This is a genomic window from Paenibacillus sp. BGI2013, assembly GCF_002843485.1.
Taxonomy (GTDB): domain Bacteria; phylum Bacillota; class Bacilli; order Paenibacillales; family Paenibacillaceae; genus Paenibacillus; species Paenibacillus amylolyticus.
The window spans coordinates 723,889-746,809 of sequence record NZ_PJFA01000002.1 but is presented as its reverse complement, the minus strand read 5'-3'; the positions used below and the strand labels follow the sequence as shown (position 1 = coordinate 746,809).

General features: G+C 46.2%; 14 protein-coding genes. All 14 read right to left on the bottom strand.

Going from position 1 to position 22,921, the window contains the following annotated elements:
* Positions 1-3 precede the first annotated feature (3 nt).
* Positions 4-507: a flagellar protein FlgN gene (locus CXK86_RS07010; protein ID WP_076254054.1), complete on the bottom strand. Its 504-nt coding sequence runs from the start codon at positions 505-507 to the stop codon at positions 4-6.
* Positions 508-518: 11 nt separating this feature from the next.
* Entirely contained in the window at positions 519-803 is a 285-nt protein-coding gene (flgM, locus tag CXK86_RS07005) for a flagellar biosynthesis anti-sigma factor FlgM (protein WP_053779526.1), read from the bottom strand.
* A gap of 174 nt (positions 804-977) precedes the next feature.
* Positions 978-1,385 carry a TIGR03826 family flagellar region protein gene (locus CXK86_RS07000; RefSeq protein WP_076254051.1) on the bottom strand — a complete coding sequence of 136 codons (408 nt, stop codon included), beginning with the start codon at positions 1,383-1,385 and terminating at the stop codon, positions 978-980.
* A gap of 149 nt (positions 1,386-1,534) precedes the next feature.
* On the bottom strand, positions 1,535-7,078 hold the full coding sequence (locus CXK86_RS06995) for a fibronectin type III domain-containing protein (protein WP_180361732.1): 5,544 nt from the start codon (positions 7,076-7,078) through the stop codon (positions 1,535-1,537).
* Between the two features lie 251 nt (positions 7,079-7,329).
* Positions 7,330-7,992, bottom strand: a complete 663-nt coding sequence (locus CXK86_RS06990; protein ID WP_257467790.1) for a ComF family protein — start codon at positions 7,990-7,992, stop codon at positions 7,330-7,332.
* A gap of 306 nt (positions 7,993-8,298) precedes the next feature.
* Complete coding sequence (locus CXK86_RS06985; RefSeq protein WP_101313556.1) at positions 8,299-10,182, bottom strand: helicase-related protein; 1,884 nt, start codon at positions 10,180-10,182, stop codon at positions 8,299-8,301.
* A gap of 447 nt (positions 10,183-10,629) precedes the next feature.
* Entirely contained in the window at positions 10,630-11,007 is a 378-nt protein-coding gene (locus CXK86_RS06980; RefSeq protein ID WP_036612497.1) for a hypothetical protein, read from the bottom strand.
* A 359-nt stretch (positions 11,008-11,366) separates the two neighbouring features.
* The gene (locus tag CXK86_RS06975; protein ID WP_026081439.1) at positions 11,367-12,089 is read right to left on the bottom strand and encodes a response regulator transcription factor; all 723 of its coding nucleotides are present in this window, start codon (positions 12,087-12,089) and stop codon (positions 11,367-11,369) included.
* 7 nt (positions 12,090-12,096) lie between these two features.
* Positions 12,097-13,257, bottom strand: coding sequence for a sensor histidine kinase (locus CXK86_RS06970; RefSeq protein ID WP_036612500.1), 1,161 nt, complete (start codon positions 13,255-13,257; stop codon positions 12,097-12,099).
* A 47-nt stretch (positions 13,258-13,304) separates the two neighbouring features.
* Positions 13,305-16,028, bottom strand: a complete 2,724-nt coding sequence (locus CXK86_RS06965; protein ID WP_101313555.1) for a stalk domain-containing protein — start codon at positions 16,026-16,028, stop codon at positions 13,305-13,307.
* 272 nt (positions 16,029-16,300) lie between these two features.
* Positions 16,301-17,011 carry a hypothetical protein gene (locus CXK86_RS06960; RefSeq protein WP_076254041.1) on the bottom strand — a complete coding sequence of 237 codons (711 nt, stop codon included), beginning with the start codon at positions 17,009-17,011 and terminating at the stop codon, positions 16,301-16,303.
* A 104-nt stretch (positions 17,012-17,115) separates the two neighbouring features.
* Complete coding sequence (locus CXK86_RS06955; protein ID WP_101313554.1) at positions 17,116-20,937, bottom strand: S-layer homology domain-containing protein; 3,822 nt, start codon at positions 20,935-20,937, stop codon at positions 17,116-17,118.
* A gap of 208 nt (positions 20,938-21,145) precedes the next feature.
* Complete coding sequence (gene metK, locus CXK86_RS06950) at positions 21,146-22,348, bottom strand: methionine adenosyltransferase (RefSeq protein WP_076254038.1); 1,203 nt, start codon at positions 22,346-22,348, stop codon at positions 21,146-21,148.
* Between the two features lie 255 nt (positions 22,349-22,603).
* Complete coding sequence (locus tag CXK86_RS06945) at positions 22,604-22,876, bottom strand: alpha/beta-type small acid-soluble spore protein (RefSeq protein WP_076254036.1); 273 nt, start codon at positions 22,874-22,876, stop codon at positions 22,604-22,606.
* Positions 22,877-22,921: the final 45 nt, after the last annotated feature.

The following is a 22,921-nucleotide window of genomic DNA, read 5'->3' as shown; positions in this document are numbered from 1 at the left end:
TAATCAGGCACGCGTGTCAAACAGACCGATTCGCCCTGGATTACCGTTCTTATCAGCAGGATGCTGATATGTGGCATCCTGTTCTGGCCGAGAAGCAAAGATATCCATTGAAAGATCAATAAACATCAACGATTGCTCGATCAGCTTTTGATTCAGTTGATTGATTTCCTTTAATTCATGCAGTGTTTCCGCCAGCTTTTTCTGGGCTTCAAGCAATCGCAGTTTGTCAGCCGGATCAAAAATCAGTTTGGAGATCTCCGTAATGTTCAGGTTCAGCATGGACTTGATCCCACGCTCCTGAAGCAATTCGTGAACTGCGCTCTGCCGTTCAATCTCCAATGGCTCCTGTTGTTTCATGAAACGGGATTCTTTGTTCAGAATGGCAATGAGTTCATCCACATCGTTTTTGACAATGACCTGTCTCTTGACCTCGCTGAGTGCCAGCATATCGCGGTGACTTTGTTCCATTTGCTGCAAAACTGCAATTAATCTATCCAGTGCTGCCATTGCGTGATCACCTATTCCTTATCAAAAGACTTAAAATACGGTAGCAATTTGTCAGCAAGCTTGCTGCTGTCTACCTGATACGTTCCCGAACTGACCTGTTCTTTCAGTTCCTGTATCCGCTGAATGCGTCCTGCATCTTGTGTACGCCCTTGTTCCTCAAGCATCTTCATCGCCTCCGGAGAAATGGATACTTCGTCCTTACGGCGGCTCTTCTTGGCATCAGCCTGCTGATTGGATTCAACGTTCCTTTGATATGAATTGATGGCGCCAATTCTACTCGGTTCATTGATTTTCATTTAAAATGCACTTCCTTCCATGATTAGGAGTTTATGTTGATATACGTTTTTCTTACTTTATCTTTATGTTATCGAAATGATTAGGATAATAAAAAAAACCGATAATCTTTAATAAGTTTATCGGTACGTTTCAAAACATTTGTTATAGCAAGATCTGTATTTAAGACCTCGTTCCTATGAATCGCGTAGTTTGTCGAGAGCATTGTAGGTTCGTCCGCCTATAATGCCGTTATCCTTCTGACCTACATCACGAGCTGCACTAGCCAAGTCTTTCGTCAAGCGATGACGACAAGAGTCACACATATGACCTTCACGAATCAATGTTCCGCATACTTCACAAGGATACATCATATTCGGGGCATTTTCGATGGAAATCCGTCCCTCACGGATGAACTTGGTAATGGTTTTGATCGAAACTTCTGTTGCATCAGATAGTTCCTGGATATTGGTGCCTTTATTTTCGCGCAAATAATCTACACAGATCTGATATTCCTGTTCCATTTCCTTAATACAATTCGAGCATACATCTCGAAAATTCAACGCATATAATTTACCACAGCGAGGACAATTACCTAGATTCATCGCTAAAACGCCCCTCTCAAACTTCCATTTCCGAATAGATAATAATTATACATTACCTTATTTTCTCTGATGAAGCCATAGTCTATTTACAAAGCAAAAAAGGGGAACAGGATGCACATATATGCAAACCCATTCCCCCTTATACATTACTAATTCAATGTTCTAATACTTAGTACAGAAGACCATATGCTTGTGTTCTGATCATTGAATGCCCGAATACGATATTTATGCGAACTGAACGGTAACAGGTCAGAATGAATAAACGTTGTATCACTGACAGCCGCCACAATTTGCCCATCGGCTTCAATTTCGTAAGACGAAGCACCGATAGCCGCTTCCCATGTCAGAATAACGTTTGTTCTGTCTGAAGTTCCTTTGAGCACAGGTGTAGTTAATTGAGTCATTCCCGCTATGATCTCACTCCAAGCTCCCGCACCAGAAGCATTTTTGGCCCGAATCCGGAAGGTATGCTCCGTATTTGGTGCAAGTCCGCTCTTCGTATAAGCTACTCCACTCACGGCAACCACCGTACCATCAATCTCCAGATCATACCCGGTAGCTCCAGTTACAGCACTCCATCTCAGCGCAATAGCCGCTGTGGTTGCAGAGTTAATACTCAAGCCTGAGACACTTGCAGGTAACGTAGTTTGGGACAATATTGCTGTCCATGCACTCACATTAGTGTCGGTCAGGGCACGAATACGATATTTATGAATCGTTCCACCAAGTACTCCATTATGGACATACAAGAGATCACTTACAGTAGCAACCACTATGCCATCTGCCTCAATCTCATATTTTGTTGCACCAACAACTTCATTCCATGTCAGCGTAACTGCGGTTTCTTCAGGTACAGCTTTCAGTGTTGTTGGTACATTTAATTGGGTCGAGGCGGTTACAATCTCACTCCAGCTACCAATGCCGGCAGCATTTTTGGCACGAATGCGGAAGGTATGCTCTGTATTGGCTAGAAGTGCTGTTTTGGTATAAGCCAGAGCCGTTACAGCAACTATTTTACCATCGATCTCAAGATCGTATCCTGTTGCTCCCGTAACCGCATTCCACTTCATAGAAATTGCTACTGTTGTTGCAGAATTCATACTCAATCCAGTCACACTGCCTGGTATAGTGCTTTGAGTCAAGACCGTAGACCAAGCGCTGCTGTTCTTATCCGTTAATGCACGCACACGATAGGTGTGCGATGTTCCTGCAAGCAAATTACTATGAACATATGAGGGATCGGTTACTGTAGAAACAATTGTTCCATCTGCCTCAATTTCATATTTAGTTGCATCTTTAATATCAAGCCAATTCAAAGTAGTAGCTGTTTCCTCTGATGTTGCTTTCAGAGCAGGTGTGTTTAACTGGGTTGTAACATCTGTTACATCTCCCCAAGCTCCAGCTCCAGCAATATTTTTGGAACGAATACGGAATGTATGATCCGTATTGGCGATAAGTCCCGTTTTGGTGTAAACCACTCCACTAACAGGTACCACCGTGCCATCAATTTCAAGGTCATATCCCGTCGCTCCTGAGACTGCGTTCCACTTCAGAGCAACAGCTGTGTTCGTTACACTTGTTACCGTTAGCCCGGTCACAGAACCAGGCAACGTATTTTGTGTCAAGACCGCAGTCCAAGCTCCAACATTGGTTTCGGTCAGAGCGCGTACGCGGTATTTATGTGCTGTTCCAGCTATCAGATTATTGTGAGTATAAGTAGGCACCTTAACAGTACCCACTAAGACTCCGTCCGCTTCAATCTCATATTTGGTTGCATCTTTAACTTCAGGCCATGTCAAGGTGACCGCTTGTTCCTCAGAAGAAGCCTTCAGCACAGGTGTGTTAAGTAAAGTTGTGCCATCTACAATCTCACTCCATATACTTGCACCTGCTGTATTTTTAGAACGAATACGGAACGTGTGATCCGTATTTGTCACAAGCCCACTCTTCGTATAAGCTACTCCCGTTACTGGTACAACTGTACCATCGATCTCAAGATCATATCCTGTTGCTCCCGTTACTGCCGTCCATTTTAAGGCAATGGCTACATTGGTAACGGAGCTAATACTTAAACCAGTAACCGAAGCAGGTATCGTATTTTGCGTCAGCACCGCAGTCCAGGCACCTGTATTAGAGTCCGTCAGTGCACGTACACGATATTTATGCGCCGTTCCTGGAAGCAAACTAGTGTGCACATATTTCGGTTCGCTAATTGTACCAGTAACGACTCCATCTGCTTCAATCTCATACTTGGTTGCATCTGCTACATCAGCCCATGTCAATGTAATCGCAGTCTCTTCCGAGGAAGCTTTTAGAACAGGGGTATTCAATAACGTTGTACCACTTACCTCATCACTCCATGCTCCGGCACCTGCCGCATTTTTGGAGCGAACGCGGAACGTATGATCCGTATTAGCCGCAAGTCCGGTCTTGTTGTAGATTAATCCAGTAGCAGCTACTACCGTGCCATCAATTTCAAGCTCATAACCTGTTGCTCCGGTTACAGCATTCCATTTCAAAGCCATTGTTGTATTCGTTACAGAGGTAATACCCAGTCCAGTAACTGAACCTGGTAGTGTATTTTGATTTAAGACAGCAGTCCAAGCCCCGTTGTTTGTATCTGTCAGTGCTCGTACACGATACTTATGCGCTGTTCCTGGCTGAAGACTTGAATGTACATATTTCGGCTCATTAACTGTTGCAACAATTGAGCCATCTGCTTCAATCTCATACTTGATCGCATCTGATACATCTGCCCATGTTACTGTAATAGCAGTCTCTTCCGAGGAAGCTTTTAAAATAGGGGTATTCAACAATGTCGTACCATCAATGATATCACTCCATACTCCGGCACCGGCCGTATTTTTAGAGCGAACGCGGAACGTATGATTCGTATTGGCTGCAAGACCTGTCTTGTTGTATGTTAATCCACTTACAGCTACTACCGTGCCATCAATCTCCAAGTCATAACCCGTTGCTCCAGTTACGGCATTCCACTTAAGCGCGATAGCGACATTGGTTGCAGAGGTTACACTCAACCCTGTGACTGAACCCGGTAAAGTATTCTGAGTGAGAAGTGCAGTCCAAGGGCTAACGTTGAGCTCCGTCAGGGCTCTTACACGGTACTTATGCGTTGTTCCTGGAGTCAAACTCTCATGTGTATAGACTGGCGCCGTAACCGTTGCTACAACAATACCATCTGCCTCCACTTCATATTTGGTTGCATCAGTAACATCTGCCCAAGTTACAGTAATTGCATCTTCTTGGGAAGATGCTTTCAGCACAGGCGTATTGAGTTGAGTCCTGCCACTTACCACATCACTCCACACACCCACACCTGCCGTATTCTTGGAACGGATACGGAACGTATGGTCCGTATTCGCTGCAAGACCACTCTTCGTATATGTTAAACCAGTAACTGGAACTACCACTCCATCAATCTCCAAGTCATATCCAGAGCTACCGGTCACTGCACTCCATTTCAAGGAAATTGCGGCGTTCGTTGTGGATGTTATACTGAGACCTGATACCGCTGCAGGCAATGTACTCTGCGTCAGAATTGCTGTCCATGCACTTGTATTGGTCTCGGTCAACGCACGAATGCGATACTTATGCGCCGTTCCTGGCAGCAGTGCTGCATGGCTATAACTAGGTTCTTCTACTGTTGACACTACTGCTCCATCAGCCTCAATTTCATATTTCGTTGCGTCTGCTACATCAGCCCATGTCAGATTGATTGCAGTTTCTTCCGATGCTGCTTTCAATACTGGTGTGTTTAGAAGTGTCGTTCCACTGATCAGATCACTCCACGCCCCTGCACCAGCGGCATTCTTTGAGCGAATACGGAAGGTATGATCTGTATTTGCTGCGAGACCATTCTTCGTGTAGGTTACTCCTGTTACAGGGACAACTGTTCCATCGATCTCGAGATCATAACCTGCGGCTCCGGTTACTGCTGTCCATTTCACAGTTACAGCTGCATTGGTCGCTGCACTGACCACCAATCCATTAACGGAATCAGGCAACGTATTCTGTGATTTCACTGCCGACCATGCGCTAATGTTATTGTCACTTATAGCTCGTACACGATACTTATGTACCGTTCCAGGTTTGAGCCCTGTGTGCGTATAGATTGAATCTGATATATCTCCAACGACAACGCCATCCGCCTCAACTTCATATGACGTTGCACCATCAACTGGTGACCAGATGAGAACAACTTCTTCTTGTGAAGGGTTGGACTGAATAACGGGTGTACTCATCTGGGTGATTCCTGTAGTTACATCACTCCAGCTTCCTGCACCACCAGCATTTTTAGGTCTGATCCTAAAAGTGTACTCTGTATTGGCTGCAAGGCCAGTTTTACTATATGTGGTGCCTGTTACAGCAACATTAGTGCCATCAATCTCCAAATCATATCCGGTAGCACCCTTTACCGCAGTCCAAGCTACCGTTAATTTATTGAATGTGGCATCAGTAACCGTCAGCCCGTTGGTACGATCAGGTACTGTTAACTGACTCACCATTTTACTCCACGCACTCTCATTGTTAGCCGAGAAGGATTTTAGCACATAGGTATGCGTTGAATTAGCTTCAAGCCCTTCATGTACATAGGAAGTTACGTTTCCTAATTCAAATGGTGTACCACCATCAATCTGCAACTGGTAGCGATCTGCAGACTCAACCGCCATCCACTGAATCGTATTCTTGCCTTCCTCTGGTGTTACGGCCAAAACAGGTTTCTCAAGCAAGGTTGTTATTGCAACCGGCTCACTCCACTCACTAGCTCCTAGTCTGTTAATTCCACGTATCCTATAGGTGTATGTAGTATTGGGTGTAAGTGAAGAACGTGTATAATTGATTCCGTAAAAAGGCCCTTTGACTATGCCATTCTCTTCAATCTCATATTGAACAGCTTGTGGAGCAGCAGACCAATTGAGATTAATAGCTACATCACTGGCATCAGCCGCCAAATTAGTTGGGACAGCAGGAATTGTAGTAATAGGCTGTGTTGTCCCCGGCTCTTTTACAAAACTGAATGATTCTGCTTTCCGTATGTAATACGGATTCAGGTTAGATACAAAATCTACTACCGCTCCTGTATCGGCATTAATCACAAGACTTAACTGTGTAGCCTCATAGCTTTGCACATATCTTGGCGTAGTCATTCCAAATTCATCAACGGTGGAATTATTCCATACTCCAACATTGGTTCCGGATTGTCTGTATTCCATAGTCGTGTAATACTCCCATACCTCAGCAAAGTCGATGATAAAGGCATTGGTAACTTTACCGGCATAAGTAGATGTGTAGGAGCCAAATGAAATCTTGGTTATGTCCTCAACTGCTCCATTAATCGATTGGCTTCTCCTAAAAGAATATCCTGATGTTGAAATCTCATATGATCTCACCCAACCCAGCTTAACTGATTTTTGATTCACCTGTAATTGGCCGTTGTTGTTGGTCAACACATATTGGTAATCATTACTTGATGAGACTATCCCACTTCCTACGGCTGCATGTGCCCGGTTCCCCCCGTACACGCCAAACTGTCCGAATACCAGCATGAATACTAGTAGACGGACAGTCCATAAGTAAAATCCATTTTTTCTTTTTCCTGCGACCACTTTTGTTCTCCCCTTCAACAGATATGTTGTGCCACTCCCTATGCTGTCACCTGTGGTGAACGGCAAAACTATCTATTCTGCGCGAGAAAACCAATTCCTCTTTTTTACATGTAAAAAATTTCTTATTACGCTTTCATTTATAATTTCATCAAACAACTATATTTCAAATGGAATAAATGGAATGGAGACACGCATTAACGTACCAATGATTAATAAAGGAACATACTTTCCTGTCTACTATTAATTATACAGTATAGATCACCCACCTAAAGTGGCTGAAGAATGCTGGACCGTCATTTATTACTTGGATTTACTTTCTAGGATCTTGCCAGTGTCAGGGTGTAAATCTCGACCGGAATCTCCATGTGGAAGCCAGCATTTAGAATAACCCGCCCACAAGCGTCCAAGGTGCTGCCTGTTGTATAGATATCATCAATCAGCAGGATCTGTATGGGTGTGGCATGCGATATGCCCATATGTGTTGGCAGATGAGATCCCTTGTATAGCTCTTCAATTAACTTCGTGCCATACAGGTTGATGGAAAAGGCGTTCTTCATCGTTTCAATACGCTCACCGCGTGATTTGAAGCTTTGTTTAGTGGTGTTGATCTGGCGCTGCAACAGATCTACGATGGGTAGGCGGCAGGCGGTGGCGAGCCCAGCAGCCAGCCGCTCCGCCTGATTGAAGCCACGCTCGGCCAGACGCTCGCTGCTCACCGGGACATAGGTGACCGCGTCAGGCCGCCATTGCGGCTTCATTTTTTGAGCAGGCGTGGCGATATGAGCCACGTGAGCTGGGGGTTCTTTTGCCAAAGCAGAATTTCGTTCTTCGCTCATCGCTTGAAAGGCTTGAATCAACAGCGCGGTTAAGAGCGGCGCGTATCTTTCATGACCTCTGAATTTGTACATGCCTATCCATTCTTTCATGAGAGCGTTGTACTGTACGGCGCTGCGGTTGGAGATAAAAGAACGGTTTTGCATGTGTGGACGAGCACAGTCCGGACATCCGACACCTCGACCACAACGCAGGCAGCGGATGGAACGGATCCATGGAATCTGCTTCACACAACGTTGGCATATGCCTGAATAAGTTGAAGACAGAATCGCTCGAGTGCCACATGTCAGACAAGTCGCTCCCGGTGGGGCGAGCAGGTGATGGAGACGCTGGGTCAGGTGCTGCGCATAATCGGTTATGTTACTGAACCAGTTGAACATGGATGAGCAAACCTCCAGTCTTGGGAATGTATTGTGCAATGTGGATACGAACTTGTCAGATAACGATTATGTTTAGGATGGTGGGTGCAGGTAGCCTTTGCGACGAGCGATGGTGTTCATTTTCCGAATTTGTGCAACGGCCTTCACCTGTGAACGTGTCCGACGAGATGATGCAAAAACCACTCTACCCGCTGGGTCATCCATGGAACGCCCTGCTCTACCCGCCATCTGGACCAGCGATGCTTCATCAAAGAGACCATTGTCTGCATCCAATATAAAGACGTCGCTACGCGGAATGGTAACGCCACGCTCCAAAATTGTGGTGGTTACGAGCAGACGAATTTTGCGTTCACGAAAGGCTATAACTTTGCTAGCGCGATCAGGGTCCTGAGATGAAGTTCCTTCGATATGGATTCCGGGAAAAGTACGACGCATTAGATTCACAAACGCCTCAATCTGGGCAATGCGTGTTACAAAGACAAATACCTGAGCGTCACGCTTCAATGAAATTTGGATGTTAGTCCTCAAGGCAGAAGGAAGATTTCGTTTCTTAATACATTCAGCAACGGTAACCATTTTGATCAATCTTGGCACGGGCAAAGGATGGCGGTGGAAACGTACTGGAACTTTGGCATGGGTTAGTTTCCCCTGTGCCGCTTCCCTCTGGAGCCGAGCAGGCGGTGTAGCAGACAGATAGACGAAATTCCCCTCCGGTTTACAGGAGGATGCCGCCGCGTGAGCGAGCATGGGATCGTTGTGATAAGGAAAAGCATCCAGTTCGTCGATAATGACGAGATCAAACCCCTGATAAAAACGCATCAGTTGATGTGTGGTCGCAAGCGTGAGCTGAGCATCTTTCCAGCGTTCCTCACTTCCTCCGTAAAGGGTAGCGAGCGAGGTGCCCGGAAAAGCTTTCGCCAGACGCGGAGCTAGTTCCAGTACCACATCCCTGCGCGGCGTAGCGACCAAAGCTCGTCCGCCACGATCCAATGTATGTTGGAGTAGAGGGAATATCATTTCGGTCTTGCCGGCCCCGGTCACGGCCCACAGCAAAAACCGCCCCGGCCCATCCCCTGCGGGTGGCCGGGCCAAAAATGCAAGCACCGCAGTTGCTGCCGCGCTCTGCGCTGCGCTAAGCCCCCACCGGGCGAGCCCGCCGCCGGTGTGGGCCAAAGCCGTGCCACGCGGTGCTTCGCCGCGTCGTGGCACGGCCCCGTGCGCTGCACTGCGTAGCAGCAGCGCACAAGCACGGCTGCGCCCCAGCGCGAGGCAAGCCTCGCAGTAGGCGCACGCCGCCAAGCCGCAGGCAGCGCAGGGCACACGCTGCCTGGCTTCGCTGCCACAACGGTGGCAGCGGGGCGCGCTCAGCGCGCGTCCTAGCCACGTGTGCCGACGGCGCGTGGCAGGCCCTTCGAGGGCGGCTGTGATACTCAGCCGCCCATGCAAGCGCGCGAGCTGCGCAGCCGCGCGCCACTCCCTTGGCCGCTGGGCGGTATCCGCCAGCAACGCCTCCGCCTCGGCCGCCAGTAATTGGCGGCCACTGATCCGCTCAGCCAGCAGGGCCGCGTCCCGCTCCAGCTGAGCCCACTGCACGGCGGGATACGGCTCTGGCATCCCGCCTACCAACGCACCACGCGCAGCGGCACTCCCCGCTTTGCCTGCTATACCTTTTCTGGCCTCTGTTTCCCCCGAGGCCAATTCATACACATCCAGCTTCCGCGCAAGATAGTTCTGCCATTCGCGCTGGCCCCACTGATCCATACCTCGCTCCATCCCAAAATGTTCAACCAACCAGGATGCCTGACTTAACGGTAACGCCTTGTCTAACAGCAACCAGCGCAGCACATGTCGCCCACTTCCTCCCTCTAGCCACCAAACCACATCCACTCGAATATCGAGTGATAACATCATGTTCCACCCTTCCCCTACACGGCACATATACAAAGCAACCTTCATTTACTCTCCTCCCCCCATCGTACTTTCTCCTGAACGCAAAAAAAGCACATGCCAATCCGGCTGTTCGCCGGCGCATGTGCTTCATGTCCATATTATGATTAATTTACTTATTACTATACCAATTGAATCTTTACATCACAAGGTTAGTCACACAACATGATTCCATCATACAATTCTGCTAATAACCAGAATCTTTCTATAAAATTGCGAAACTTTTTCCAATCTGAATCGTCTATACTTTTAAATTAAGATTTCTGACTTCGAAAAGTTTATTTTAATACTCATGAACTCGTCAAAACCCAGACAATAACCATAGATTGCATAAAAACCCATTTTTAATTTAAAAGCAGACTTGGCTACAATTACAAAAAAAGACTACAGCTTCTGCTGTAATCTTTTCACTGTAGATCTGCGAAATGTTAATCCCATTTCCGTTTACATGATGATTTATTGCTCTGACTCACGCAAATCAATCAGGCGAAACGTGTGATCGGTCTGTGCTACCCGTTCAATATCAGCAGGGACAGCAGGCAGATAAGATGTCTCCATGCCTTGCCTTTGCATAAGCTTTTCAATAATCGTAATCGTTTCCGCTTCTGTACGATCAGCGACAACTGTTAATCTGAAGCTCTTACCACGGTATAACAATTCCCGGCAAAGTTCTCTTACAATGCCTTCGATCCGCCCTGCCTGATTGGAAGGGATGAGCAGAATCTGCTCGAAACCTTCAGATTCCGGACGGGAAAGATGGCGCTGGTGCATGGCATGAACGGCCATTGCCGCCAGGAAGTATATGAGCAGAATCATAGTCAGATGAGCAACCATGGCAACTGCACCTCCTCGGAAGGTCATGCTCACCCATGGCGAACATCCCTGTATACAACAAGTATATGCTGTACTTCCTGAAGGGTTACACTTGCATTTCCTACCACTCATATTCCACGCTGATCGACACCGGACGAAGAAAGACAGGCCAGGTCATTCATTCACGCCTAAGCTTGAACATATGTTCCGCACAACCTTGCACTTTGCTCATTTGCAGTGATAAAGTCCATTAACCCGCAGACCAATCCAACATTCTGGAAAGGGCGCGAGTGAACACCAATCTATACTTTTCGTCTAGGTTGAATCAACCAATGGACTGACTTACCGTAAGAATACTGCTTTACGAAAAACATAAGGTATTAGAGCGTAACCCAACCATATTTGATCGAATTGATAACAGCTTGAGTACGGTCGTCCACTTCCATCTTCTGCAGAATACTGCTGACATGGTTTTTTACTGTTTTTTCACTGATGAACAGGAATTCACCAATCATTTTGTTGCTCTTACCTTCTGCCATCAAGCGAAGCACTTCAGCCTCACGACGTGTGAGCGGGTTATTGTCGCCAGCGACAAATTTAACGCCAGCTTCCTTCGAAGCTCCTTCACTCATTGCCCCTGTTTCATTAAGATACGTCATACGACGCAGCTGCATGATCAGTTTGCCTGTTACTTTCGGATGTATGAACGCATGTCCTTCATGCACGGAACGAATCGCATTGATCAGAGACTCGGCCTCCATATCCTTCAGCAAGTATCCGTTAGCCCCTTTACGAAGCGTCTCAAATACATAACTTTCATCATCATGAATGGACAAGATAATTACTTTGACATCAGGGAACAGCTCACGCAATTTCTCCGTTGCTTCTACCCCATTTTCGATTGGCATGTTGATATCCATCAATACGATATCAGGTTTATCCTGATTGCAGAATTCGAGCACTTGAATACCATCGCCGCATTCGCCGATGACCTCAATGTCGTCCTCCATATTTAAAATGCGTTTCAGTCCCTCACGGAACAGCTGATGATCATCAGCCAAAAGAACTTTAATCGATGCTTTACCAGTATCACGGTTTTCCATCATCCTGCTACTCCTTTCCCTTATCCACGTTTGTCGGGATATGAATCACTATTTTGGTTCCTTGATTTTCTCCGGATTCGATCTCTATTCTTCCTTCTAACAGTTCAACCCGTTCTCTCATCCCAATCAGACCGAAGTGGGTATGATCCTTGCTTTTCTTCGCAAGAAGCTCCGGTTTGAACCCAAGCCCATTGTCCTGAACGACAATTTTGACGAGCTGAGCCTGGTATGTAATTTCCACTACAACATAAGTGGGATAAGCATGCTTTGCAGCATTCGACAGACCTTCCTGCACGAGGCGGTAGATCGCTGCCTCCATCGCGGAAGATAAACGATGTTCCTTACCTCTTGTTTCAAAAAGCGACCGGATTTTCGTTTTTACCTCAAAATCCTGCACGTACTTCCGAAGCGTTGGAATCAGTCCCAGATCATCCAGTGCCATAGGACGCAGATTGAAAATAACTTTTCTCATTTCTTCAAGACTGGAACGAACCTGGCCTTTCAAATCTACTATTTCGGCCTGGACCATCTTAAAATCCTGCTTAATGAGCATTCTTTCTACAATTTCCGTCCTAAGCACTAGATTGGCGAGCATCTGGGCAGGCCCGTCATGAATTTCACGAGCAATACGTTTCCGCTCTTCTTCCTGGGCCAAAATTATTTTCAAACCAATCATTTGTCGATTTTTGGCATTTTCAATGATCCGGGTCACTTGACCTAGTTCACCTGAAAGGTATTCGAGTACAACACCCATCTGCGAACCGATGGTCTCCGCACGCTCCACAGAAGCTTCCACATTTTTGGCACGCTTCTGTAGGTCATCCCGACGGGCCTTCAGATACATTTCCTTCTCACGATAAATCATCAGATCCAGCTGCAGCTGTGTTGCTTTCTCATATGCCTGCTTGATATCATGCTCGGAATAACGGACAAAGTCGCGGCTAACCTCAGTCAGCCGGATCCGGGAACGGCGGTAGTTCAGCTCCAACTGATCTACTTTCTCGATCGTTTCCGCCGTCTCCTTCAACACCGACTTCAACTCCTCGTTGAGTGTTTTTAGCTCATCGCGAGTCGAGTCCATGATTTCGAACATTTGATATTTGCTGTTTTCCATGACTTGTATGGCGTTTTTAATGACGCGGTCTATGGCATCGGCTTGTAAATCCACGTTTGTTCGACTCCATTTCTATCGTTTCCGGTATATATCATACCATATCACGATGAGATGGTAACGGTCTTCGTTTTCTGTTCCCATTTTACAGTCAGTCCAAGTTGCTCGGAAACGAGTCTGAGCGGGACTAAAGTCCTACCACCCGTTACGTATGGTGCAACAGTTGCGCTCTGTCTTTTACCATTCAGAATGAATTCTTTCTGCCCTACAACCAGATCAATCAGCTTGCCACCACGTAATACCGTGATCCGCTGATTTTTGCTATCCCAGCTTGCCTGACCACCAAAAGCGTCCAAAACATGTTTGATTGGCACATACGTTGTACCATTTTTCAGGACCGGTGCTGCATCAATCACTTTTTTCGTTCCGTTCACCGTCATCGATTTCTGTCCAAGCACAAGCGAAGCTGTACCCGTAGGCAATCCGACTTCACTGGACTTGGAAGGCATCGTGAATGCGATATTGTCAAAAGCAACCGTACCTGATTTCGCACGCTCATCCTGACCTTCTTCCACGTTCACCACATAGACCCGCTTCAGCTTCGCCGGATAGGCGATGTTCAGTCCGTTCAGGTCCACGCTCAGCTTCTTCCACCCGTTCCAGTCAATTGCCTTGGCGAGATCAGCATATACCGTTTTGCCATTGGCATCCGTGAATTCGGCACGTAACCAGTTCAGGCTTTTATCTCCCATAACATCCATCGACATCGATGTAGCTGTAGCAGATACCTCTCTACCGGTAGAGCCATTCAGTTGTGCATAAGCGTACATTTTGCCTGTTCCAGCAGTCATATCATAACCGAGTTGCAGTACATTGGAGCCGGCTTTTTCACCAGTTCCTGCTGTGACTGTTGCCGTACCAGTTACACCCGCTGCGTTCGTCGTGAAGTTAATCGGATAATTCACGTTTTCGAAGTTCTCCCAGATCGTTTCGCTTGCAGAAGCCGAGAGTACCACGACTGTGCTGTAACCATCATAACGTCCAATCGCATATCCTACTTGTGCACCGGAATTGACGGAAGATACGGTTAATTGGTCAGCAGTAACTTTACCTTTGAATCCGATAAATTCCCATGTCAGCGAGTCTGCCGGAACCGTAACACTTTGTCCGCTCTTCGTTGTTGCCGTTACAGGAATGGACATCGTTGTGCCTGCTTGGAGCGAACCCAGACCTGATCCTGCTGTCAGTGAAGCCAATTCACTTCCACCCAATACCGATACTTTAATAGAAGATGAAGCTCCATTGCTCGTTGCCGTCAGCGTTGCTGTTCCTGGATTCACGCCTTTGATTGTACCGTTGCTGACACTCACGATGCTGTTGTTGCTGGACTTCCAGGACATGCTGATATCGCCTGTTGCGATCGGGTTGTAGTAGGTGTCATATCCTTTGGCTGTGTACTTGCCCTCTTGACCCACCAGCAACGTTTGGCTACCACTCACGGCAAAGCCCTTCAGTTTACCTACAGGAGCCGTAGAGAACACACCTAGCGTGTTTACAACCTGACGTTGCTCGGTGCCATACTCTGTGTTGAACGTCAGACCAGCGGTTTGCTCACCCAACGGACGTGTTACCATTGTTGTGGAGCCGCCTCCATCCAGGTTCATGCCTTTCCAGACACCCACACTGGTCATAAAGGATTGCAGTTCCGTCAGCGACATCCCGCTGCTGTTGCTGTTTTTCTCCGCTGCGATGATGTAGACATACCGACCATCCTGGGAGTATCCTACTGCCGTTCTGGCACGAATGCCACCAATGCCGGAAGATGCGATATCACGGGAAAAGGAAGCTGCCTTTCCACCGTTCACCAAAATGGTATGACCGCCAATCATCATCTCCAGGTTACTCGGATCAACCGATTGCCCGGTTGTTTTGGCTTTTAACTTGTAATCCGCATCCAAGGTTTGTCCAACAGATAAATGGCTCATGATCCATGTCGCCGCTGTTCCATGCGCACGCAAAATGTACCCATCCTTCGGTACCGTCATGTTTAACGCTTTTTTATCCGAGATTTGGGTAATTACTCCGTTCTGCACGAGAACCTCTGTCGGCGTTGTGGAAGGATCATTTGGTCGTTTGCTCGATGTCCATGCCGGTGTATAAATATACATCGAGTTGGCATGACTATACTTCACCGCACCCGACTCTACCGTATAATCCTCTTTATTTATCCCACGCAAAGCAAAGGTTGAACCATCCTGTGCCTTCACAGTTCCGTCAAAGGAATACTCGTCGATCATCGGTTTGCCATCCTTGGTCACCGTGAGGGCATACATGCCCGACAGTTCGGAAGGTGTGGAGACCAGTACGCCATCTGAGACCTGTCCACCAATTGGTGCGAGCTCGCCGGATACATTGAAGTAATCGCCATTCACAGCAGCTACTGCACCATTTTCCTTAGCCATGGCACCCGTGCTCTGTTTACTGTTCAGATTACCGCCCTTGCCTGTCATCACATCCAGCTTCACATACGGGTTCTGCAAATCCACCTGGATTACATCCGCCAGTACGTTTACCTTGGAACCGGAACGTGTTGTTGTATATCTGTATTTCATGAGCTTCGCACCCGAAGTCAGAATTTCTTCACTCAACTTGCTTGTATTTGTAGATGCTGCAGCGGCCACCGATTGCCACGAAGTGCCTGACCACATCTGCCCGCCTGCGCTCATCACCGGTGCAATCCAGATCACACCCGCCAGCGTCACAATCGCCCATTTCTTCACCTTACTGCCCTTAACGTCTTCCAGCTGTTTCTCATGTTTCCCCAGCATGTCTGAAACGTCTCTCCCATCTTGTATATCAATCTTAGACATCACGAACACTGCCAAGTAGGCAGCCGATAGCGAGATCTCTAGTATACTCTTCTATTAATAGACTACTTTTTGTGAAAAAAGTTACGCCCCCAGCCAAGATTGAGGTATATATTGGTTAATCAATTCCACACGTTTCTGCTATGTAGTTAAACTAATCAAAAAATAGACTTCGTCTGTGCACGAGTAAGCACAACAGAAGTCCATTTATGATTCATATATTTCCTATTAACTTACAAGTCTTCTACCACAAATTCAATATCATTATAGTACCTCTGTAATGATAATTGGTTTCGACTCTCTAATACATTTTTCACCAATTCATGCGGTGATCGTCTAAATTTAGGATTACCAGCTATATTTTTTATCATCGGACCTTGTTCTTTAGTATACTCCCATTCTGCACCAAAACGTTTTATAATAATTTCCCCAAAACAAAAGCCTACCGAATATATCTCATTTTGATCTATTCCCTGTACTATCAACTCATCTAATATAACAATCGAACTTGGAACCTCTAACTTAATATGATTTGTCTCGACGAAATCATGCATAAAGTCAATCCACTCAGTGCCTAGGTAATTGGGTGGTGCGGGCGAAAGAGCCACTGCATGCTCTGCAAACCATTGCAAAGCGTATTTCTCTATGAGTTCACCAAAATAGTTAAGAATTTGATGCAGTTCTTCATTATTACGATATACATACCACTCATGAACCTTTCCTTCAGCAAGCTTTGTACTACTTATTGACTTAGAATCCGTTTGGAAAGTGCAACGAATGGCACATGATTCCCAATCACTTCTATCAATTTCTATAATTTCTTTAGAATAACCATTTCTAGATCTAACAAAAACCCAAGGATTAGACGAAGATTCTTGATAAACAAATGATAATTCTCGAATTCGTTCATATAATACTTTTTTGAGTATCTTAGTAATGTTCAAAAAAGTCACCCTTTCTATAAAACTTCAACTCTCTTTAGTCCTTTATCTAATTATATAAAAAGAACACCTCAAGAAATGAGCTTCCTTGAAGTGTCCCTATTAAATTATAGATATCCTAATTTGTCCAAAACCCGCTTCAACATGACTGCTGCCTGTGCACGAGTTGCATTTCCCTGAGGTTCAAATGTTCTGGCTGTCATGCCTTGAATGATTCCCTCCTGCACCGCTTTGGCAACAGAATCCTTGGACTGGATTTTGTTGCTGTCCTTGAACTTGGATAGAGTGGTAGCAGCGGAAGATTGAAGAGAGACTGTTTTCCCACCGTAGTTCATCGCACGTACCATCATAAGTGCCATCTGCTCACGCGTAATGGGGCGATCCGGCTTAAAGGTACCATCGGTATTTCCTGTAATGATTCCCGCTTCAGCAGCAGCACCGATATAGGCACTTGTCACACTACCGCTACGAACATCCTGGAAACGACTTGCTGCAGTAGGTTCTCCATTCAGTCCTAGACCTCTAGCGACCAATTCAGCAAATTCCGCACGTGTAATGTTCTCATTCGGTCGGTAGAAGGAACCACCCGGTGTGTTAATTATCCATTTGGCAGAGAGCTCCTTAATGACCTCACTAGCCCAGTGTGACGCCGTATCCGGATAACTAACGATGTTGTTAACAGGGACTACCGACTGATTGCCATTCAGCTGTCCTCGAACAACTACACCACCTGTCGTATTTTTAAAGGAACTAGGTACATTGGATAACCTAAACGTAACTGGATCGATATACGTAAATCCAGATGTTACACTCGGGGTATTGGCAGCCAATTGCATGGCCAGTTGGCTTTTGACATTCTGATCTACACGTTGATCGCTTGTTCCATTACCGGTATACAAATATACGTCCGTATAGTTGCCAAGCTTCTGCGCTCCTGCACCTGCAATCAAGCCTTCCATCGTCCCCGATGAAGACACAGGTACCGTCCCTAACTGAACGTATAAGGATGGAACTGCTGCTGCTGTCGTAGCACTTGTGTTTGACGTTCCTACACTCCGACTCATAGCCGCCATATCTAAATTAGACAGTGGCACCGTCCAGAGAAGATCGCCATATTTCACACCAATAGTGCCTGTGCGATAACTTGCAGCAATCTGAGTCAGTGCATTTAATGGGAATCCAACATACGCAGCCGATTCACTGTCCGGAATCTCAAATACCACCGGCTGAGTCAATTTCCCGTTTGCTCCAGCGTATTCAAAGGACTGAATCAACTTGGTTGCATCCACGTTGAATTGACGAGTCGGGCGATTATAGTGGGACATCGCAGATACAGCAGAAGCCGTAGTATTATTCATCACAAGTAAAGACTGACCATAGTTCAATGCATCCAATTCCGACAACCAGGAAGGACGGTTTCCCGACTGATTATTGTTCGAACTATTATTCGTCTGTTGTAACGTAAGTGGACCAAATGCTGTTATCGTGACATTCGACGCATCCCGTAACGGCAAAGCCCCAGGTACATAACTCACCGTTCCCGTCTGAGTAGCTGTCGATGTAACTGCTGAAGTATCCACTTTCAACGTCACCACAGTGCCAGAAGCTGAAGCAGACAATACAGTTGTGGTTGAATTACCAATCACTACACTGAACTGAGATGCTGTTAGTGCAGCCTGGGACTGGAGTGAATCACGGAAATTAATTTGAACCGTGTCTCCCTGAAGCGTAGCCGAAAGGATTTTGCCATTTCCATATGTGTACGTTACTGGAGTCAGATTGAGATATCCTGCTGGGTTATTGTTTAGATCCGTTAATCGCAATGCTCCAGGTACATATGATAACGATATATTTTGTGTATCTTTCACCGCTGAAGCCAGCGTTAACGTGACCAGATCATTTTCGATCTCGGAATCATTAACGAAGACTGGCTTACCATCGACCAGAACAGAATATTGGCTGTTGAGGGGTTTATTCGTCATGTTCAGTGGTTCATTGTAACGCAACCATAACTTGTTGCCACTCACCTCAGCACTCTTGAACTCAGGTGATTTGGTATCAATTGAATTGCGGACATAGAAGCCGCTGAATCCAGCAAGAGCCTGTCCACGTGTATCTTTTACAGGCCATGAACCTGGCGTGTATGCAACCTGAACGACTTCACCATCCGTAATGGATCGACTAAGATTCAATGTCACCACAGAGCTGCCATTGATCGATATGCTACTAATGCCTACAGCCGACTGATCCGCAGTTACACTGAATTGTCTTGCTGCATCACTTGAAGTGATATATACCGTCTCAGGGTAGTACAACGTAATTGTACTGTAATACACGTTACCTTCTCGCGGCTTGGACATAACAGAATCTAAACCGTTCTCCACATCTCTTGCGCCAAAAGCAGCCGCAGCATTGGAAGACTGATCTGTAAGACGATTACCTGTAGTACCGGGTGCATATGCGATTCGCACAACTTGTCCTACCGCTACACCCGTATCCAAGACAACATATACACTGTCACCTGAGATATAAGTGGAGCTGACGTTTCGATTCTCTCCATTCACGGTAACGGTATAACTGCTGCTCAGTGGGCTGATGCTGCTAAGCCACTTGTCGTACGTTAGACGAATCGTGTTGTTACTATGCATCTTGGCACTCTTAATTACAGGTATTGTTGTATCTCTGCTTAAGGTTTTGAAAGCCCATGATGTAGATCCATTCAAACCTGCGAATGTATTACCTGCTTGATCACGAAACGTATTGGCAGGAATATCGACAACATAGTTCATATTATTCTCTAATGTGCTTGTTGGCGTAATAATCAGTTGTCTGTTGTTCGAACTAAAGGTTGTCGTCGAATCAACGGTTGCTCCATTTGCTTTCTTGAGAATAGCTTGACCTGGGAAGCTACGGTCCAGTTCCTTGTTGAACGTCACTGTTAGGTTGCCCGACAAAGGCGCATTCGTGGTGCCATTGGTAGGAGACAAGGTGGACACCGTTAGGGAAGTTGGGTCCGACTGCACATTGAATCCCCAATCCATGCCGCTGATTCCACGGATGTCATTCCCCTGCTGATCTCGTAAAAAACCTTCAGGTATCACGATATAATATGTACTATTGTTATTGAAATTTTTTACAGGATCAATTGTAATCGTCTTAGTGCCAAGACCAGTAATTCGTGGTGATCCTTTAGACGTGATTGGAATTGCTTCAAATAAAGTTCCTGTTCCGCTCCCTTGATAAATTTGAAGTGTGCCTGCTCCAGCAACAACCGGTAGACTAAACGACACTGTCAGATGATCCGAAGGTTTCACCTGAACAGCTGCGTTCTGGGGTATCTTGCCTGTAACTGCCGGCAAGCCTATATTTTGAGTACTAAACGTCCACGCTTTGTTCAATAATCCTGGAAATAAAGTAAGATTCTCACCATCCATGTAAGCAAATGCATTTGCATCAATTTGAACGTAATATGTTCCACCAGGAAGAATATTTCCTTCTGGGAGTTGGATGCTTACAAATTTCCCTTCAGGTGGTGGTGAAGCTGTATCTTCTCCTGTAGACGGTTCGGTATCGTTCACAGGTACAGAAGGATTCGTGATTAGCCCTAAGCTTTCAATCGTTACCAGTTCACTGGATACGTCTACAGAAACAACCTCTGAATCATCGTTGACACGTTTAATGGATATCTTACTTTCCGGACCGATTACTTTTGAAACCGGTCTCGCAAATTCAATACGTAACGGCAATGATCCATCGACGTTTTTGCCGTTCACCGCAGGAACAGTATTCGTTATTCCATTTGCACTTAATTCATTGGCCGCATATGCTTCCTGCTCGACTCCACTCCATCCCGTAAGCCAACCTTGAGCCGTCAACATAACAATTAAGATTCCGAGCATGCCTTTTCTTGCAATTCTCTTGAATTCCACTGATCTTCCCCCTTATCTGCATTTCTTCTCCTGTTTGATGCACAGACCTCATTATGTATTTCGGTTAGAGAAGGGATTTCATTTAGTTATTTGGGGATTTATTCCATAATTTTTCCTTTGTCCATGACAAGCAGTGAAATCGATGGAAGCACAAAAAAGCCCTTAATTCCTTAACGGAATCAAGGGCTCCATTACTATTGCACCTAACTTACAGACCTGCTTGAGTTTTCAAAAGGTCTACTTTATCCACTTGCTCCCAAGGTACATCCAGGTCTGTACGGCCGAAGTGACCGTAAGCAGCGGTTTGTTTGTAAATTGGGCGACGCAGATCCAGCATACGAATGATGCCAGCCGGACGAAGATCAAAGTTGTTGCGCACAAGCTCAACCAATTTCTCTTCGCTGACTTTGCCTGTTCCGTATGTATCCACATTGATCGATACCGGGTTGGCTACACCAATCGCGTAAGCGAGCTGGATTTCCAATTTGTCTGCAAGACCTGCAGCAACAAGGTTTTTCGCTACGTAACGAGCTGCATATGCTGCTGAGCGGTCTACTTTTGTTGGATCTTTACCAGAGAACGCACCACCGCCGTGACGTGCATAACCGCCGTAGGTATCTACGATGATTTTACGTCCAGTAAGGCCTGCATCTCCCTGAGGTCCGCCAATAACGAAACGTCCTGTTGGGTTGATGAAATATTTAGTCTGCTCATCCAGCAATCCAGCTGGAACAACAGGCAAGATTACATGTTCTTTGATATCTTTTTGGATCTGCTCCAGCGTAGTCTCTTCAGCGTGCTGAGTAGACACAACGATTGTATCCACACGTACCGGTTTGTCACCGTCGTATTCAATCGTTACTTGCGTTTTACCATCCGGACGAAGATATTCCAATGTACCGTTCTTACGCACTTCCGCCAGACGACGCGCAATACGGTGGGACAGAGCGATTGGCAAAGGCATGAGTTCAGGTGTTTCGTTCGTTGCAAAACCGAACATCAGACCTTGGTCACCTGCACCAATGTTTTCTGTCTCACGAGCCATTTGTTCCGGGTCACGGTTCTCAAACGCTGCGTTAACGCCTTGGGCAATATCAGCAGACTGCTCATTCAGAGAAGTCAGAACTGCACAAGTGTTATAATCAAAACCGAACTGGGCATTGGTGTACCCAATTTCCTTAATTGTATTACGAACGATGGACGGAATGTCCACGTATTCAGAAGCTGAACTGATTTCACCGATGACAAGCACTAAGCCTGTGGCTACGGAAACTTCGCAAGCTACGCGAGCATTAGGATCGTTCGCCAGGAACGCGTCCAATACGGCGTCTGAGATCTGATCGCAGATTTTATCCGGATGTCCTTCAGTTACAGACTCCGATGTAAATAGATGCCGGCCTTTAACAGACATGAAGTTTCAACCTCCCATAACTAGTAGTATGGCGATTGCCCGAACAAAACATGACAGCGATTCGTTCACTGTACCCTCGAAGCTTTCCAAAATGGAATAAGGACGCAGGGTCCGCAGTACCGAAGATAAGGATTTTTCAGGTAATTGCCTCAAACGAAAATCAACCTTTCCCTAGTGGAAAAGGTTGCATACCTCAAGTGCCATCTTAACGTATTTGTCAAGACGTGTCAAACGAAATGGGGTAAGGAAAATGCCCTATAAGTGCTGTTCTGCCTGACGAATTAGCCTTTTGGTGATCTCTCCACCAACCGATCCATTCTCGCGGGAAGTCAGATGTCCCCACCCTTTGTATTGCCCATAGGAGTGATCACTCACTTTACCAAGTTCAGATCCAAATTCTGTATCCGCACCAGCTAAACCTCTGCCACCATAACCTACATTGAGACCAAACTCTGCAGCAATCTCATACTTCATCTGATCCAGCATTTGACGACTTTCGGGTACCACTTTGCGATTGCTTCTAGCCATGGTTCCTGCACCTCCATTAATTGATTGTCAACAGTTATAGAGTGA